The organism is Streptomyces sp. SYSU D01066-1, from assembly GCF_054956795.1.
Map to the genome: position 1 here is coordinate 1 of NZ_JBUDHV010000005.1, position 16,163 is coordinate 16,163.

15 protein-coding genes and 1 pseudogene are annotated in these 16,163 nt (G+C 72.0%); 10 read left to right on the forward strand and 6 right to left on the reverse strand.

Going from position 1 to position 16,163, the window contains the following annotated elements; genetic code table 11:
• Positions 1-281: 281 nt before the first annotated feature.
• Positions 282-1,448 (reverse strand): annotated as a pseudogene (locus ACY1JF_RS06730) (NAD(P)-dependent malic enzyme); the annotation flags it as partial.
• Between the two features lie 848 nt (positions 1,449-2,296).
• Here ACY1JF_RS06730 and ACY1JF_RS06735 point away from each other — a divergent pair.
• From ACY1JF_RS06735 to ACY1JF_RS06745, 3 genes are all read left to right on the forward strand, one after another.
• Complete coding sequence (locus ACY1JF_RS06735) at positions 2,297-3,259, forward strand: ABC transporter substrate-binding protein (protein WP_462704062.1); 963 nt, start codon at positions 2,297-2,299, stop codon at positions 3,257-3,259.
• A gap of 141 nt (positions 3,260-3,400) precedes the next feature.
• Positions 3,401-4,339 (forward strand): amino acid ABC transporter permease, encoded by a 939-nt coding sequence (locus tag ACY1JF_RS06740; RefSeq protein ID WP_462704063.1) that lies wholly within the window; start codon positions 3,401-3,403, stop codon positions 4,337-4,339.
• Positions 4,336-5,124: an amino acid ABC transporter ATP-binding protein gene (locus tag ACY1JF_RS06745; RefSeq protein ID WP_462704064.1), complete on the forward strand. Its 789-nt coding sequence runs from the start codon at positions 4,336-4,338 to the stop codon at positions 5,122-5,124. The genes ACY1JF_RS06740 and ACY1JF_RS06745 overlap by 4 nt, the downstream gene beginning before the upstream one ends.
• Before the next feature lie 57 nt (positions 5,125-5,181).
• Here the strand turns inward: ACY1JF_RS06745 and ACY1JF_RS06750 are convergent, their stop codons facing one another.
• A complete protein-coding gene (locus tag ACY1JF_RS06750) occupies positions 5,182-5,952 on the reverse strand; it encodes a class I SAM-dependent methyltransferase (RefSeq protein WP_462704065.1) in 771 nt (256 codons plus the stop codon).
• Between the two features lie 100 nt (positions 5,953-6,052).
• Here ACY1JF_RS06750 and ACY1JF_RS06755 point away from each other — a divergent pair, with 100 nt between their 5' ends.
• Entirely contained in the window at positions 6,053-6,703 is a 651-nt protein-coding gene (locus ACY1JF_RS06755) for a CGNR zinc finger domain-containing protein (RefSeq protein ID WP_462704066.1), read from the forward strand.
• On the opposite strand, the gene sodX is transcribed toward ACY1JF_RS06755, so the two are convergent.
• Positions 6,586-7,020: a nickel-type superoxide dismutase maturation protease gene (sodX, locus tag ACY1JF_RS06760; RefSeq protein ID WP_462704067.1), complete on the reverse strand. Its 435-nt coding sequence runs from the start codon at positions 7,018-7,020 to the stop codon at positions 6,586-6,588. The two genes, ACY1JF_RS06755 and sodX, sit on opposite strands and share 118 nt — an antisense overlap.
• 145 nt (positions 7,021-7,165) lie before the next feature.
• Here sodX and sodN point away from each other — a divergent pair, with 145 nt between their 5' ends.
• Positions 7,166-7,561, forward strand: a complete 396-nt coding sequence (gene sodN, locus ACY1JF_RS06765) for a superoxide dismutase, Ni (protein WP_462704068.1) — start codon at positions 7,166-7,168, stop codon at positions 7,559-7,561.
• Between the two features lie 349 nt (positions 7,562-7,910).
• Here the strand turns inward: sodN and ACY1JF_RS06770 are convergent, their stop codons facing one another.
• Entirely contained in the window at positions 7,911-9,080 is a 1,170-nt protein-coding gene (locus ACY1JF_RS06770) for a family 2 encapsulin nanocompartment cargo protein polyprenyl transferase (RefSeq protein ID WP_462704069.1), read from the reverse strand.
• 40 nt (positions 9,081-9,120) lie between these two features.
• The gene (locus tag ACY1JF_RS06775; RefSeq protein ID WP_462704070.1) at positions 9,121-10,527 is read right to left on the reverse strand and encodes a family 2B encapsulin nanocompartment shell protein; all 1,407 of its coding nucleotides are present in this window, start codon (positions 10,525-10,527) and stop codon (positions 9,121-9,123) included.
• A 328-nt stretch (positions 10,528-10,855) separates the two neighbouring features.
• On the opposite strand from ACY1JF_RS06775, the gene ACY1JF_RS06780 reads away from it, so the two are divergent.
• Both ACY1JF_RS06780 and ACY1JF_RS06785 read left to right on the forward strand, forming a co-directional pair.
• Complete coding sequence (locus ACY1JF_RS06780) at positions 10,856-11,434, forward strand: N-acetylmuramoyl-L-alanine amidase (RefSeq protein ID WP_462704275.1); 579 nt, start codon at positions 10,856-10,858, stop codon at positions 11,432-11,434.
• A gap of 42 nt (positions 11,435-11,476) precedes the next feature.
• Complete coding sequence (locus ACY1JF_RS06785; protein WP_462704071.1) at positions 11,477-12,385, forward strand: 1-aminocyclopropane-1-carboxylate deaminase/D-cysteine desulfhydrase; 909 nt, start codon at positions 11,477-11,479, stop codon at positions 12,383-12,385.
• A gap of 3 nt (positions 12,386-12,388) precedes the next feature.
• Here the strand turns inward: ACY1JF_RS06785 and ACY1JF_RS06790 are convergent, their stop codons facing one another.
• Positions 12,389-13,984, reverse strand: coding sequence for a Na+/H+ antiporter (locus tag ACY1JF_RS06790; RefSeq protein WP_462704072.1), 1,596 nt, complete (start codon positions 13,982-13,984; stop codon positions 12,389-12,391).
• A 61-nt stretch (positions 13,985-14,045) separates the two neighbouring features.
• On the opposite strand from ACY1JF_RS06790, the gene ACY1JF_RS06795 reads away from it, so the two are divergent.
• The 3 genes from ACY1JF_RS06795 to ACY1JF_RS06805 all read left to right on the forward strand — a co-directional run bounded on the left by ACY1JF_RS06795 (position 14,046) and on the right by ACY1JF_RS06805 (position 16,126).
• Positions 14,046-14,306, forward strand: a complete 261-nt coding sequence (locus ACY1JF_RS06795) for a UBP-type zinc finger domain-containing protein (RefSeq protein WP_462704073.1) — start codon at positions 14,046-14,048, stop codon at positions 14,304-14,306.
• A gap of 276 nt (positions 14,307-14,582) precedes the next feature.
• Positions 14,583-14,996, forward strand: a complete 414-nt coding sequence (locus ACY1JF_RS06800) for an ATP-binding protein (protein WP_462704074.1) — start codon at positions 14,583-14,585, stop codon at positions 14,994-14,996.
• 14 nt (positions 14,997-15,010) lie between these two features.
• A complete protein-coding gene (locus ACY1JF_RS06805) occupies positions 15,011-16,126 on the forward strand; it encodes an RNA polymerase sigma factor SigF (RefSeq protein ID WP_462704276.1) in 1,116 nt (371 codons plus the stop codon).
• The last annotated feature ends 37 nt before the right edge of the window (positions 16,127-16,163 follow it).

Below are 16,163 nucleotides of genomic sequence, written 5' to 3' on the forward strand. Positions count from 1 at the left end.
GGGCCCCCCCCCCCCCCCCCCCCCCCGCCCCCCCGGCGCCCGCGGCCCCCCCCCCCCCCCCCCCCCCCCCCCCGGCCCCGACCCACCCACCGCACCCCGGGCGCTACCCGCACCCCCACCGAACCCGCACAGGCGCCGCAGGCACACACGCACCCCACCCCGCACAGGCGCCGCAGGCACCCCCCGCCCAAGCGCCGCAGGCACCCCGCACCCGCAAGCCCCCTGCCCCCACACAAAACGGCCCCGCCCACCCAGGACGGGACCGTTCGAGAAGCCACCCGTCAGCGACGCGCGACCCCCTCCGCCCGGGCGGCCGCGGCCACCGCCGCCGTCACCGCCGGCGCGACCCGCTCGTCGAACGGCGACGGAATCACGTACTCCGCCGAGAGGTCGTCCCCCACGACCGAGGCCAACGCCTCCGCCGCGGCCAGCTTCATCCCCTCGGTGATCCGAGAGGCCCGCACCTGCAGCGCCCCCGCGAAGATCCCCGGGAACGCCAGCACGTTGTTGATCTGGTTCGGGAAGTCCGACCGCCCGGTGGCGACCACCGCCGCGTACTTGTGCGCGACCTCGGGATGCACCTCGGGGTCCGGGTTGGCCATGGCGAACACGAACGCCCCCGGAGCCATCGACGCCACCGCTGCCTCCGGCACCGTCCCGCCGGAAACCCCGATGAAGACGTCCGCGCCTTCCAGCGCCGCCTCCAGCGACCCGCTCCGCCCGGCCTTGTTCGTGAACTCGGCCAGCTCCCGCTTCACCGGCGTCAGATCGTCCCGGTCCGCCGACACGACCCCCTTCCGGTCCGCCACGGCGACGTCCCCGACACCGGCCTCGACCAGCATCTTCGCGATGGCGACGCCCGCCGCTCCCGCGCCCGAGATCACCGCCCGCAGCTCGCCCAGCGACCGCCCGCTCAGCCGCGCCGCGTTCCGCAGCGCCGCCAGCGTCACGACCGCCGTACCGTGCTGGTCGTCGTGGAAGACCGGGATGTCCAGCCGCTCCTGCAGCTTCCGCTCGATCTCGAAGCACCGCGGCGCCGAGATGTCCTCCAGGTTGACCCCGCCGAACGACGGCGCGAGCCGCGCCACCGTCTCGACGATCTCGTCCGCGTCCGTGCAGTCCAGCGCGATCGGCACCGCGTCCACGCCGCCGAACTGCTTGAACAGGATCGCCTTCCCCTCCATCACCGGAAGGGAGGCCCGCGGCCCGATGTCCCCGAGCCCGAGCACGGCCGTACCGTCCGTCACGACCGCCACGACCGACGACTTCCATGTGTACTCGTCGACCAGCTCCGGCTGCTCGGCGATCGCGCTGCACACTTTCGCGACACCGGGCGTGTACGCCAGGGACAGGTCGTCCTTGTCCCGGACCGGCACCGTGGCCCGCACGGCCATCTTGCCGCCGCGGTGCAGGGCGAACGCGGGATCGAGATCGAGGGAGTCGAGGGAGTCGAGGGAGGACCCACTGCCGCTGACGCCGCCACCGACGCCGCCGGCACTGAGCCCGCCGCCGACACCGGGACTGTCGTCGTCACTGATGCTGTCGCCGACGCCGATGCTGTCGCCGACACTGTCGCTGCGAGGATTGACGATCTCCGCTGCCACTTCGTAGTACCCCTTAAGAGTTCATGGTGTGAGGGTGTGTCCGCTCCGGGTGAGGAGCGGGCGGGACCGCGCAAGACCCAGGTGATTGATGCGTACGGGCCTGTACGCGACGAGCGCGCCGCACACGCGCCCTGAGCCCCGGATGAGGGGTGTGAAGAACCTTCATACCGGACGCGGGCTCCCCAGGACGAGTCCAATGGGCGCAAGCTCACACACCGGCCCACGCGTGCCCCCGGGGAGGCCCGCATAACGAACACGATCAGTCATATGCCAGTGACATGACCCACACCATCACTTCCGGCCAACATCCCGACAACTCTTGACACCACCCCGGAGAAGCCGCGCCTCGCCCCATCCCGCCCCGCCTCACCGAAGATCTTCCGGCCGGAAGCATCGATTCCCGCAAACGTTCGGTCGCGATTGACCGGCCTGCTCCGGTTCGCGACACCACCCGTTATCCGATTTTGACATCACAGGTCCCCTGAACGGCTCCGTCCGAATGGCAAGATGCCGTAATCGCACGAGGTCGCGGCACTCGAAGAGGTGTGCCCAAGCCGACCCCCGTGCGCTGCCGTCGACGACCGCCGCACGCACCCCGTCGACCGTCGACCGTCGGCCCACGGCGCCCGCCGGCCCCTCCGTCGGACGCCCCGCCCCATCGGCTGCTCCACCCATCCGCCGGAGGAACCCACATGACCGCACGCTCCACCCGTCGTACGACCGCCGTGTCCTCCCGCACCGCCGCGGTCGGCGCCGTCGCGGTCGCGGGCGCGCTGCTGCTCACCGGCTGCGGCGACCAGACCAAGGACGACGGCTCCGACGGCACGAAGTCGTCGAGCAGCGCCCCGCTGGCCGACAAGCTCCCCCAGGCCATCCGCGACAAGGGCGTCATCAAGGTCGGTTCCGACATCGCCTACGCGCCGGTGGAGTTCAAGGACGACTCCGGCAAGACGGTCGGCATCGACCCGGACCTCGCGGAGGCGATGGGCAAGCAGCTCGGCGTGACGTTCGAGTTCGAGAACGCCACCTTCGACACGCTCATCGGCGGCCTCGCCGCCAAGCGCTACGACATCGCCATGTCGGCCATGACCGACACCAAGAAGCGCCAGGAGGGCATCGACGCCGAGACCGGCAAGAAGGTCGGCGCGGGCGTCGACTTCGTCGACTACTTCACCGCGGGTGTCTCCCTCTACACCAACAAGGGCGACGACCAGTCCATCAAGACCTGGGACGACCTGTGCGGCAAGACCATGGCCGTGCAGCGCAACACCTTCTCCCACGACCTCGCCAAGGAACAGGCGGCGAAGTGTACGAAGGACGGCGAGAAGACCCTGAAGATCGAGGACTTCAGCACCAACCCCGAGGCCGAGACCCGGATGCGCTCCAAGGGCGCGGACGTCGTCTCCGCCGACTTCCCGATCGCCGCGTACTCCGTGAAGAACTCCGGCGGTGGCGAGTACTTCGAGCTGGTCGGCGACCAGGTCGAGGCGGGCCCGTACGGCATCGCCGTGGCCAAGGACAACACCGAACTGCGTGACGCGCTCCAGGCGGCCGTCCAGGCGATCATCGACAACGGCGAGTACAAGAAGATCATCGACAAGTGGGGCGTCGCGGACGGCGCGGTCACCGAGTCCAAGATCAACGGCGGCTCCTGACCCGGCACCGCCCGGCTCGGCCCGGCCGACTCGGCACCGCCCGGCTCGGTACCACCCGGCTCGGCCCGCCCGACTCGGCACCGTTCGACTCAGCACCGTTCGATTCGACATCGTTCGACTCGGCACTGAAAGGCTCCACCCGTGACTGCTGACGTCAGCAAGACGGACGGTCCCGGCACGACTCCCCCCGCCCGCCCGGAGGCCGTCAAGGCCGTCCCGGTCCGGCACCCGTGGCGGTACGTGTCCGCGGTCGTCGCCCTCGCCCTGCTGGGCGCCGTCGTCTACGCCTTCGCCCAAGGCAAGATCAACTGGGCTGCGATCCCCGACTACTTCTTCGACGACCGCATCCTCGAAGGCGTCTGGAACACCCTGCTCCTGACCGTGCTGTCGATGCTCATCGGCATCGTCGGCGGCATCCTGCTCGCGGTGATGCGCCTGTCGAAGAACCCGGTGACCTCGTCCATCGCGTGGTTCTACATCTGGTTCTTCCGCGGCACCCCGGTCCTGGTCCAGCTCTTCGTCTGGTTCAACCTCGGCCTGGTCTTCGAGTACATCAACCTGGGTCCGGTCTACAAGGACTACTGGTCGTCCTTCATGACGCCGCTGCTGACGGCGCTGCTCGGCCTCGGCCTCAACGAGGCCGCCTACATGGCCGAGATCTGCCGGGCCGGCCTGCTCTCGGTCGACGAGGGCCAGACCGAGGCGTCGCACGCGCTCGGCATGAGCCAGGGCAAGACCCTGCGCCGGATCGTCATCCCGCAGGCGATGCGGGTGATCGTGCCGCCCACCGGCAACGAGGTCATCAACATGCTGAAGACGACCTCGCTCGTCTCGGCGGTGCAGTACTACGACCTGTTCAAGGAGGCTCAGGACATCGGCCAGAACGCGGGCTCCACGGTGGAGATGTACTTCCTCGCCGCCGCCTGGTACCTGATCATGACCTCGGTCCTGAGCGTCGGTCAGTACTACATCGAGCGCCACTACGCCCGGGGCTCGACCCGCGCCCTCCCGCCGACCCCGCTCCAGCGCTTCCGCTCCGCCGTCCTCCCCACACGCCGCCCGAAGGGGGTCCCGGCATGACCCGGACCGCGACACCGGCCACCACCACCCCCATGGTGAAGGCCGAGGGCGTCCACAAGTCCTTCGGCCAGGTCGAGGTCCTCAAGGGCATCGACCTCCAGGTGAACTCCGGCGAGGTCTTCTGCCTCATCGGCCCCTCCGGCTCCGGCAAGTCCACCTTCCTCAGGTGTATCAACCACCTCGAAAAGATCAACGCCGGGCGTCTGTACGTCGACGGCGAGCTGGTCGGCTACCGCCAGAAGGGCGACAAGCTCTACGAGCTCAAGGACAGCGAGGTCGCCCTCAAGCGCCGCGACATCGGCATGGTGTTCCAGCGCTTCAACCTGTTCCCGCACATGACGGCCGTGGAGAACGTCATGGAGGCCCCGATCCAGGTCAAGGGCGTACCGCGGGCCCAGGCCCGGGAGCGCGCCGGCCAGCTCCTGGAACGCGTCGGCCTCGCCGACAAGGCCGGCAACTACCCCTCCCAGCTCTCCGGCGGCCAGCAGCAGCGCGTCGCCATCGCCCGCGCCCTGGCGATGGACCCCAAGCTGATGCTGTTCGACGAGCCGACCTCGGCCCTCGACCCGGAGCTGGTCGGCGACGTCCTGGACGTCATGCGCGACCTCGCGGAGTCCGGCATGACGATGGTGGTCGTCACCCACGAGATGGGCTTCGCCCGCGAGGTGGGCGACAGCCTGGTCTTCATGGACGGCGGCGTGGTGGTCGAGTCGGGCGACCCGCGCGACGTCCTGACCGATCCGCGGCACGAACGGACGAAGGCGTTCCTGTCCAAGGTGCTCTGAGGGACGAGGGGCGGCACGGCGCCGCGCGGACCGCCCCTCGCCCACGTCCCCTCCCGCCTACTTCAAGGCGAGCAGCAGCGTGTCCGACGGCGAGCACCACACCGGCCGCGCTTCCCCGAAGCCCTTCTCCCGCAGCACGCGCGCGTGCCACGCCACCGGCGGGGTGTCCCCCTCCGCGTGCTCGCCGTAGAGGGCGAACCGCCGGGCCGTCGGCTCCGCGAGCACCGGGTCCTCGGCGGCGAGCTGCCACCACCGGGACCAGTCGAGGGCGCCGTCCCGCTCGGCGGCCGCCATCTCCGCGTGCCGCCGCTCCCGCTCCGCCGCGTTGATCCGGGGCGTCGTGTCGTCGATCATGTGGTCCGCGTTCATGAAGACACCGCCGTCGCGGACCAGCTCCGCGACCCGACCGTAGAGGGCCGCGAGGGGTTCGGTGTGGAGCCAGTGCAGGGCCGTGGCGGTCAGTACCGCGTCGTACGAGTCGTACGGCAGCCCGCTCGCCCACGCGGGGTCCCTCAGGTCGGCGGTGACCAGCGAGACCCGCTCGTCCCCGGCGAAGGTGCCCGCCGCGATGGCCAGCAGCGCCGGGTCGAGGTCGACCCCGGTACTGGTGGCCCCGGGGAACCGGGCGAGCACCCGCGCCGTGATGCTCCCCGTGCCGCAGGCCAGGTCGAGCACCCGCGGCGCCGTGCCGACGAGCGCCTCCACCATGTCCAGCATGATCCGGAACCGCTCCTCGCGGTCGGGCATGTACCACTCCTGCTGCCGGTCCCAGCTCCTCTGCCAGGCCTGCCAGTCGGTACCGGTCGTGGCCGTGTCCGCGTCCGCCATCGAGCCCCTCCTCAGGTGCCGTCACGTAATACCCTGAAACCACGATCAGCCATTACCCGACCGCAGGCACGACCCTAGAGCCCCTCCGTAAGGACTACAAGTGGAACTGGCCTATTACTCGGATTACGCCGTACGACTCGTCAACACCGAGGAGCCGGAGCGGGGCAAGGACTCCCTGACCTCGGTCGAGGCCGTCCGCGAGCTCTTCGGCGCCAACCAGTCGGCGGCCCGGCGGGCCGCGGAGGCGGACGTGACCCGGTTCCGCGGGGTCCGCGCCCGCCTGCGCGCGGTGTTCGAGGCGGCCGACACCGGTGACGAGACCCTCGCCGTCGACCTGCTGAACTCCCTCCTCCTGGAGTTCCCGGTCAGCCCCCAGATCTCCGGCCACGACCACCGCGACGACGACGGCCGCCCCCTGTGGCACATGCACCTGGCCGACCACCCGTCCAACGCCACGGCCGGCTACGCCGCCATCGCCGCCATGGGCCTCGCCTTCCACCTCACGGAGTACGGCGTGGACCGTCTGGGCCTGTGCGAGGCGGCCCCGTGCCGCAACGCCTACCTGGACACCTCCACCAACCGCTCCCGCCGCTACTGCTCCGACCGCTGCGCCACCCGCGCCAACGTGGCCGCCTACCGCGCCCGCAAGCGCCTGGAGGCGGACCGGCCCGACAGCACCGGCCTGACCGCCGACAGCGCCCAGCGCACCAGCGCGAACGGCGACCGCCGCCCCGGCCCGGGCGGCCGGTAACGCAGCCGTACCCGCCCCAGCACGAGCTCCTCGGGAACGGCCCCGTAATCGGTGCTGTCACCCCCCGCGTACGGGTTGTCCCCCAGCACCCACCACCCGCCCTCACGCGGTTCCACGGCCCGCTTGACGACGAGCAGGTCCTGCTGGAAGGGATGCCGCAGCACGACCACGTCGCCCGGCCGGACCCTCGCCCCCCAGTGCACCACCACCACATCCCCGTGGTGCAGCGTGGGCACCATGGACGGCCCGGTCACCTCGGCCGGCCCGAAGGGCAGCGTCCCTCTCGCGCGCTCGGTCCCCTGCGACAGCTCCGGCATCACCCGGCACCTCCCCGGTCATTCCTCCACCAGTCCCAGTCTCACCCCGGACTTTTGTCCCAAGCCCATGGGGGCACTCGCGAAATCGCCTCCTCCAGGGAGTAATGTCCCCCCTGAGAAGACGATCACGAGGAAGGAACGCTTCATGCTTTCCCGCCTGTTTGCCCCCAGGGTCAAGGTCAGCGCCCACTGCGACCTGCCCTGCGGCGTGTACGACCCGGCCCAGGCCCGTATCGAGGCGGAGTCGGTCAAGGCCGTCCAGGAGAAGATGGCCGGCAACGACGACCCGCACTTCCAGGTGCGCGCCACCATCATCAAGGAGCAGCGCGCGGAGCTGGCCAAGCACCACGTGTCGGTTCTGTGGAGCGACTACTTCAAGCCGCCGCACTTCGAGAAGTACCCGGAGCTGCACCAGCTGGTCAACGACACCCTGAAGGCCCTCTCGGCCGCCAAGGCGTCCACCGACCCGGCCACCGGTCAGAAGGCCCTGGACTACATCGCGCAGATCGACAAGATCTTCTGGGAGACCAAGAAGGCCTGACGACCGCTCCGCTTTCCCAGGTCCCCCAGGCCGCGATCGGTGCACCATCGCGCGCCCACGGGCACCCCGAGGGGGCCCGCGGACGGGAGACGGGCCCCGCACCCATGTCGCGTGTCGCGGTGCGGGGCCCGTCGGGCCGGAGCCTTCGGCGGTGCGGCCGCACGCGGTCAGGCGCCGTGCGGACCTGCGGGCTCCGGGGTCGCGGACCTCGGCTGGTTCCCGGGCCCCAGATGTCTCTCTGACCTCTGCCGTTTCCCAGACCCGGCCTCAGGTGCCTGCCGGGCTTCACACCGGCCCCGGTGTTTCTCCGACCCCAGGTGTTTCTCACACCCCAGGCGTCTCTCACACCTCAGGCGTTTCTCCGGGTCACGAACTCGGCCAGCGCGAGCAGGCCCCCCGCCGCCTCCGGGTCGGGCACGGCCCGGGCCAGTTCCTGCATCGCCCGGCCCATCCGGTCGGCCGCCTCGGCCTGGGCCCAGTCCCGGCCGCCCGCCCGCTCCACCAGCAGCGCCGTGGCGGTGAGGTCCTCCGTGGCCTCCTCGTAGGGCGCCGCGTAGAGCGCGGCCAGCTCGGCCGCCGCGGGGGTGCCGGAGGTGAGCGCCGCCACCACCGGCAGCGACTTCTTGCGGGCCGCCAGGTCCGCCCCGGCCGGCTTGCCGGTGCGGTGCGGGTCGCCCCACAGGCCGATGACGTCGTCGATCAGCTGGAAGGCGAGCCCGGCCTCCCGGCCGAACGCGTCCAGCGCCCGTACGTCCTCCTCCGGGACGCCCGCGTACAGCGCGCCCAGCGCCGCGGCGCAGCCCAGCAGCGCGCCGGTCTTGGACTCGGCCATGGCGAGGGTCTCGCCGAGGGTGATCCCGGCCGGGTTACGCCGCTCCATCGCGGTGTCCGCCTGCTGCCCCACGCACAGTTCCACGACGCAGCCGGCGAGCCGGGCGACCGCCGCCGCGGACGCCGGGTGCGGGTCCTCGGCGAGCAGTCGCAGGGCCAGCGCCTGCAGGGCGTCACCCGCCAGGACCGCGTCGGCGTCCCCGAACACCGTCCAGGCGGTGGGCCGGTGGCGGCGGGTGGTGTCCCGGTCCATCACGTCGTCGTGCAGCAGCGTGAAGTTGTGGACCAGTTCCACCGCGACCGCCGCCCGCACGGCCGCCGCCCTGGCCCCGGGCCCGCCGAGCGCGGCGGCCGAGGCGAGGACCAGCGCGGGCCGGATCGCCTTGCCGGCGTTGCCGGCCGCCGGTGTCCCGTCGGCGTCCTGCCAGCCGAAGTGGTAGAGCGCCACCCGGCCCAGCGGGCCCGGCAGCGACGCGAGCGCCGCCCGCAGGTCCGGGTCGACCGAGGCCCGCGCCCGCCGCAGCAGCTCCGCCGCCTCGTGCCCGTCGGCGCCCTCGGGCTCCACGGCTCCCCTCTCCCCGGCGGGCCCGCGTTCCCCGGCGGGCCCGCCCCTGTCCGGCGGCACGTGCCGTTCCAGTGTCACGGTGGGCCGCGGTGCCCCGGGGGACCGGTCGCGAGCCCCCGTCATCCGCTCACCTCACGCCGGCGGGACCACGACGCGCCGGGCGTCACTGCCAGCGGCCGATCTCGACGTTCTCCAGCACGCCGAGCGCGTCCGGCACCAGCACCGCCGCCGAGTAGTAGGCCGTCACCAGGTACTTGATGATGGCCTGTTCGTTGATGCCCATGAAGCGCACCGACAGGCTCGGCTCGATCTCGTCCGGGATGCCGGTGGCGCGCAGGCCGATGACGCCCTGGTCCGCCTCGCCGGTACGCAGGGCGATGATCGAGGACGTGCGGGCCTCGGTGACCGGGATCTTGTTGCACGGGTAGATCGGCACGCCGCGCCAGGTGGGGATGCGGTTGCCGGCGATGTCGATGGTCTCGGGGACCAGGCCCCGCCTGTTCAGCTCGCGCCCGATCGCGGCGATGGCGCGCGGGTGGGCGAGGAGCAGCTTGGTGCCGCGGCGGCGGCTGAGCAGTTCGTCGAGGTCGTCCGGGCCGGGCGCACCGTCGTGCGGCTGGATGCGCTGGTCGTACTCGCAGTTGTGCAGGAGGCCGAACTCGCGGTTGTTGACCAGCTCGTGCTCCTGGCGCTCCTTGAGCGCCTCGACCGTCAGCCGGATCTGCTGCTCGGTCTGGTTCATCGGCTGGTTGTAGAGGTCGGCCACGCGCGAGTGGATGCGCAGGACGGTCTGGGCGACGCTCAGTTCGTACTCGCGGGGCTTGGCCTCGTAGTCGACGAACGTGTGCGGGATGTCGGGTTCGCCGCTGTGGCCGGCGGAGAGGTCGATCGCCTTCTCGCCGTGCTTGTTGGTGGCCTGCCGGGGCTCGGCGCGGCGCTGCTGGAGGTGCTCGCGCAGGGAGTCGCTGCGCTCGGCGATCTGCTCCACCTCCTGGCGGGGCAGCACCAGTACGGTGCAGGCGGTCACCGCGCGGGCCGTGTACTCCCAGATGGCGTCCCCGTCGAGCAGGGCCCGGTCGCCGAAGTAGGCGCCGTCGGCGAGGACTCCGAGGACCGCGTCGTCGCCGTAGGGGCCGGTGCCGATCTTCTCCACCTTGCCGTGCGCCAGCAGGTGGACCTCTTCGTTCGGGCTGCCGAACGAGGCGATGACGTCGCCCGGTCCGAACTGCCGTTGCTCACAGCGGCGGGACAGTTCCGAGAGCACCTCGTCGTCCTCGTAGGACCGCAGGGCCGGCAGTTCGGTCAGCTCCGCGGGGATCACCTCGACGCGGTCGCCGGTCTTCACGAACGTCACCCGGCCGTCGCCCACGGCGAAGGTCAGGCGCCGGTTCACACGGTACGTACCGCCCTGGATGTCGACCCAGGGCAGCATGCGCAGCAGCCAGCGCGAGCTGATCTCCTGCATCTGGGGAACGGACTTGGTGGTGGTGGCCAGGTTCCGCGCCGCCGCCGTGCCGAGGCTCTGCTGCGGCCTGGTCTGCTCGGTGCGGACCTCTTCGCCTACCGACATAAGGAATTGCCCTCCCGGTCATGCCCGGCGCACCCGCGCCGGGCATCGATGTGCGGGCCTCAGCCTTCCTCACCCGGCGTGCCGGTGCTATTACCCGAAAGAGCGGGAATGGGACACCGGCCCCCGGGGCAGACTTGGGCCTTCGGTCCCGCGCTCCCGGGGCTCCGCGGCCCGGCGCAACGCCCTTGTCGGAAAAGGACGTTGTCCGAAACAGACCGTACGGAGACCGGACAGGCGGTAGACGTGGCTCCGTTTTGGTACAAGCACCGTACGAGGCGGTCGCGTCGGGCGGCCGCGCGGAGCGAAGGAGCCGGTGATGGCCGCACCGATGTCCGCGAGCAGTTTCCTCAGAGCGCTGAAGGCCGAGGGCCTCACGGTCGTCGAGGTCGGCGACTGGCGCACGCACAACCGCAACTCCAAGGGCGCCTGGGGCCCGGTCCACGGCGTGATGATCCACCACACCGTGACCAAGGGCAGCGCGCGGACCGTGGACATCTGCCGCAAGGGCTACGAGGGGCTGCCCGGCCCGCTGTGCCACGGCGTCATCACCAAGGACGGCAGGGTCCACCTGGTCGGCTACGGCCGCGCCAACCACGCCGGCCTCGGCGACGACGACGTACTGCGCGCGGTGATCGCGGAGAAGGGGCTGCCCAAGGACAACGAGGCGAACACCGACGGCAACGCCCGCTTCTACGGGTTCGAGTGCGAGAACCTCGGTGACGGCGAGGACCCGTGGCCGGAGAAGCAGCTGGAGGCCATCGAGAAGGCCGCCGCGGCCGTCTGCCGCCACCACGGCTGGAACGAGCGGTCCGTCATCGGGCACCTGGAATGGCAGCCGGGGAAGGTGGACCCGCGCGGGTTCACCATGAAGGCGATGCGCGAGCGCATCCGGGACCGCCTGAAGTGACCGGGCCCCGAGCCGCCGGCGCACCGGGGTGACAATGGCAGGGTGACCAGCGACGACGTACCCGGCCTGACCGCCCTCGGCCCCCGGCTGCCCTCGCCGGTGCGGGAGCTCGCCGACGAGCGGTTCGAGCGGCGGGGCGTGCGGCTGCTGCTCAAGCGGGACGACTTGATCCATCCGGCGCTGACCGGCAACAAGTGGCGCAAGCTGGCGCCCAACCTCGCGGCCGCCGCCGGCCGTACCGTGCTGACCTTCGGCGGGGCCTGGTCCAACCACCTGCGGGCCACCGCCGCCGCCGGGCGGCTGCTCGGCCTGGCCACGGTCGGCGTGGTGCGCGGCCACGAGCTGGCCGGCCGCCCGCTCAACGACTCGCTCGCGCGGTGCGCCGCCGACGGCATGCGGCTGCACTTCACCGACCGGTCGACGTACCGCCGCAAGACCGAGCCAAAGACCCTGGCGGCCCTCCTGGCGGCGGCCGGGGCGCCGGAGGCGTACGTGGTGCCCGAGGGCGGCAGCAACGCCGCGGCGGTGCGCGGCTGCCGGGCCCTCGGCGAGGAGCTGGCCGGCCGGGCCGACGTGGTCGCCGTCGCCTGCGGCACCGGCGGCACGCTGGCCGGGCTGGCCGCCGGTCTCGGCCCCGGGCAGCGGGCGCTCGGCGTCCCGGTGCTGAAGGGCGGCTTCCTGGAGGGCGACGTGCGGCGGCTCCAGGAGCGGGCGTTCGGCGGGCCCCGCGGTGCCTGGAGCCTGGACGACCGCTTCCACTTCGGCGGCTACGCGCGCGTGCCCGACGAGCTGGACGCCTTCGCCGCCGGCTTCGAACGCCGCCACGGGCTGCCCGTGGAGCGCCTGTATGTCGCCAAGATGCTGTACGCGCTGCTCACGCTGACCGAGGAGGGCGCCTTCCCGCGCGGCACGACCCTGGCGGCGGTGGTCACCGGCCGGCCGTTCCCGTAGGCGTCACACCGTCTCCCGGTACGCCGCCGCCTCCTCCAGGTCCAGCCGGCGCAGCAGCGTGCGCAGCATCTCGTCGTCGATGTGCCGGCCGTCCCGGAGCCTGACGAAGACCTCGCGTTCGGCGCCGATCATCTCCCTGGACAGCCGCCGGTAGGTGTCGTCGACGGTCTCCCCGGTGACGGGGTCGGCCCGGCCGAGCCGTTCCCAGACGGCGTTGCGGCGGCGTTCCAGGACCGTGCGCAGCCGCTCGGCGAGCGGTCCGGGCAGAGCGTTGCGCGGGTCGGCGAGCAGGTCGTCCAGGCGCTGCTCGGCGGCCCGGGACGCCTGGGCCTGGGCGTTGGCCTCGGCCAGGGTCTCGGCCTGGACGTCGTGGCCGGGGAAGTCCAGCAGGCGGATCAGCGGCGGCAGCGTCACGCCCTGGACGACCAGGGTGCCGATGACCGTGGTGAAGGTGAGGAAGAGGATCAGGTTGCGTTCGGGGAAGGGTTCGCCGCCGTGCACGGTCAGCGGGACGGAGAAGGCGATGGCCAGGGAGACCACGCCCCGCATGCCGGCCCAGGCGATGACGAAGGGCTGTTTCCAGGTCGGGTCCTCCTCACGCGCGCGCACGCGTGCCGAGACGGCGCGGGGCAGGAAGGTCGCCGGGTAGCACCACACGAACCGGGCCGCGACCACCACCAGGAAGAGGGCGAGCGCGTACCAGGCGGCCCGGACGCCCTCGTACGCGCCGAGGCCCTTGAGGACCACGGGGAGCTGGAGGCCGATCAGGGCGAAGACGGAGGACTCCAGGACGAAGGCGACCATCTTCCACACCGCCTCCTCCTGGAGGCGGGTGGCGAACCCCACCTCCCACGCGCGGTGGCCGAGGTACAGGGCGACGACGACGACCGCCAGCACCCCGGAGGCGTGCACCTGTTCCGCCACCGCGTAGGCGACGAAGGGGATCAGCAGGGAGAGCGTGTTCTGGAGCAGCGGTTCCCTCAGGCGGGCGCGCAACCGGTGCAGCGGCACCATGAGCACCAGTCCGACGCCGACGCCGCCCACCGCGGCGACCAGGAACTCGCCGATCCCGCCGGCCCAGGTGGCGCCCTCGCCCACCGCCGCCGCGAGCGCCACCTTGTAGGCGGTGATCGCGGTGGCGTCGTTCACCAGGGACTCGCCCTGGAGGATGGTGGTGATCCGGGACGGCAGTCCGACCCGGCGGGCGACGGCCGTGGCCGCGACGGCGTCCGGCGGTGCCACCACCGCGCCGAGCACCAGGGCGGCGGTCAGCGGCAGGTCCGGCACGATCAGGCAGGCGGCCCAGCCGACGACGCAGGTCGCGAAGAGCACGTAGCCCACGGAGAGCAGGGCGACGGGCCGCAGCTGGGCGCGCAGGCCCAGGTAGGAGCTGTCGGTGGCCGCCGTGTACAGCAGCGGGGGCAGCAGCAGCGGCAGCACGACGTGCGGGTCGAGGGTGTAGTCGGGCACGCCGGGGACGTAGCTGACCGCCAGTCCGGCCGCGACCAGCAGCAGCGGCGCGGGCACCGGTGCGCGCCGGCCCGCCGCGGCCACCGCCGCGCTCCCCGCCACCAGCGACAGCAGCGGCATCACGTCCATGGTTCCCGCCCGCCCTCTTCCTCCGCGCGGTCCCCCGCGCGCCCGTCGTAACCTGGCAATCATGAAACAGTGCACGCACGCCGACGCGCTGCCGCACCCGGAGCCGGAGCCGCTCAGCGGGACCTGCCCGGAGTGCCTGGCCGAGGGCACGGACCCGGTGCAGTTGCGGCTCTGCCTCACCTGCGGCCATGTCGGCTGCTGCGACTCCTCCCCGAAACGGCACGCCACGGGGCATCATGAACAGACCGGGCATCCCGTGATGCGCACCTTCGAGCCGGGCGAGGACTGGCGCTGGTGCTTCGTCGACCACATGCTCGTGTAGGGACCGAAGGGCGGCGGGAGGGTACGGTTCGACCGCCTGACGTCTGGGTACGTCAACCCGGCGCACGCTCTTCCGATTTGGTCCCGCCCAACCCCTAGCCACTGTGCGTATTCATGTGTTTACTATGAGTGACAGCAAGGGGTTGGGGTCTCGGGGACAGGAAAGCATGGAGCGCGATAACGTCACCGCTGAACCACTGAACCACGTATCGCGTCACCGCGTTACCCGAGGGGCGACCCTCGGCCCTGAAACGCTTGTACCACCTTGGAGGTGAGGGTGTCCCAGTTCGCAGGCGAGCCCGCGACCCAGGACTTCGTCGAAGTCCGGCTGCCGGCCGCGGGGGCCTACCTGTCGGTGCTGCGTACGGCGACGGCCGGCCTCGCGGCCCGTTTGGACTTCACCCTCGACGAGATCGAGGACTTGCGCATCGCGGTGGACGAGGCCTGCGCGATCCTGCTCCAGCAGGCCGTGCCCGGCTCCGTGCTCAGCTGTGTCTTCCGCCTCGTCGACGACTCGCTGGAGGTCACCGTGTCGGCGCCGACCACCGACGGCCACGCGCCCTCGCGGGACACCTTCGCCTGGACCGTCCTGTCCGCGCTGGCGGGCAAGGTCTCCTCCGCCGTGGACGAGGACGACACCGTGTCGATCAGCCTCTACAAACAGCGCGGCGCGGGACCCGGGCCGGCGTGAGGAAGGACGGGCCGGTGCGGGACGAGGAGCGCGGCACACGGGGGCTGCCGGCCGAGGGCGAACATCCTGCGAGCGGAGCCCGGAGCAGGGCGGGCGGCATCGACGGCATCCCCGAGCAGGCCCGTCCGCATCCCGAGGAGACCGGTGCCCAGTCCGGCGTCCCGGGCGGCGGACAGCGGGCCGGGGAGCGGGACGGCGCCGCGCAGAGCGTGCCTTCGGACGGGCGGAGCGGGGGCGATCCCGTCCCGCCCGGCCGATCGGAGGCGAGGGCTCCGGAAAGGGCTACGGGCGGGACGATGAGCGAGCACGAGCGACGATCCGAGGACGAGGTGCCCGGCGCGCGGGGCGTGCCGGAACAGCACGGCCGGCACGACCCGCAGGACCGCGGCGGGGCCCGTGCCCTCTTCGCCGAGCTGCGCCGCATGGACGCCGGCACCCCGGAGTACGCGGAGCTGCGCAACCGGCTGGTGCGCATGCACCTGCCGCTCGTCGAGCACCTCGCCCGCCGCTTCCGCAACCGCGGGGAGCCCCTCGACGACCTCACCCAGGTCGCCACCATCGGCCTGATCAAGTCGGTCGACCGCTTCGACCCGGAGCGCGGCGTGGAGTTCTCCACGTACGCGACCCCGACGGTGGTCGGCGAGATCAAGCGGCACTTCCGGGACAAGGGCTGGGCGGTGCGGGTGCCGCGCCGGCTCCAGGAGCTGCGGCTGTCGCTGACCACGGCGACGGCGGAGCTGTCCCAGCTGCACGGCCGCTCCCCCACCGTGCACGAGCTGGCCGAGAAGCTGGCCATCTCGGAGGAGGAGGTCCTGGAGGGACTGGAGTCCGCCAACGCGTACTCGACGCTCTCGCTGGACGTCCCCGACACCGACGACGAGTCCCCGGCGGTCGCCGACACCCTCGGCGCGGAGGACGAGGCGCTGGAGGGCGTGGAGTACCGGGAGTCGCTCAAGCCGCTCCTGGAGGACCTGCCGCCTCGGGAGAAGCGCATCCTGCTGCTGCGGTTCTTCGGCAACATGACCCAGTCGCAGATCGCCCAGGAAGTCGGCATCTCCCAGATGCACGTCTCCCGGCTGCTGGCCCGCACCCTGGCCCAGTTGCGGGAGAAGCTGCTCGTGGAGGAGTGAGCCGCGGCCCCGCCGCCGCTTCCGCCCCCTGTGCCGC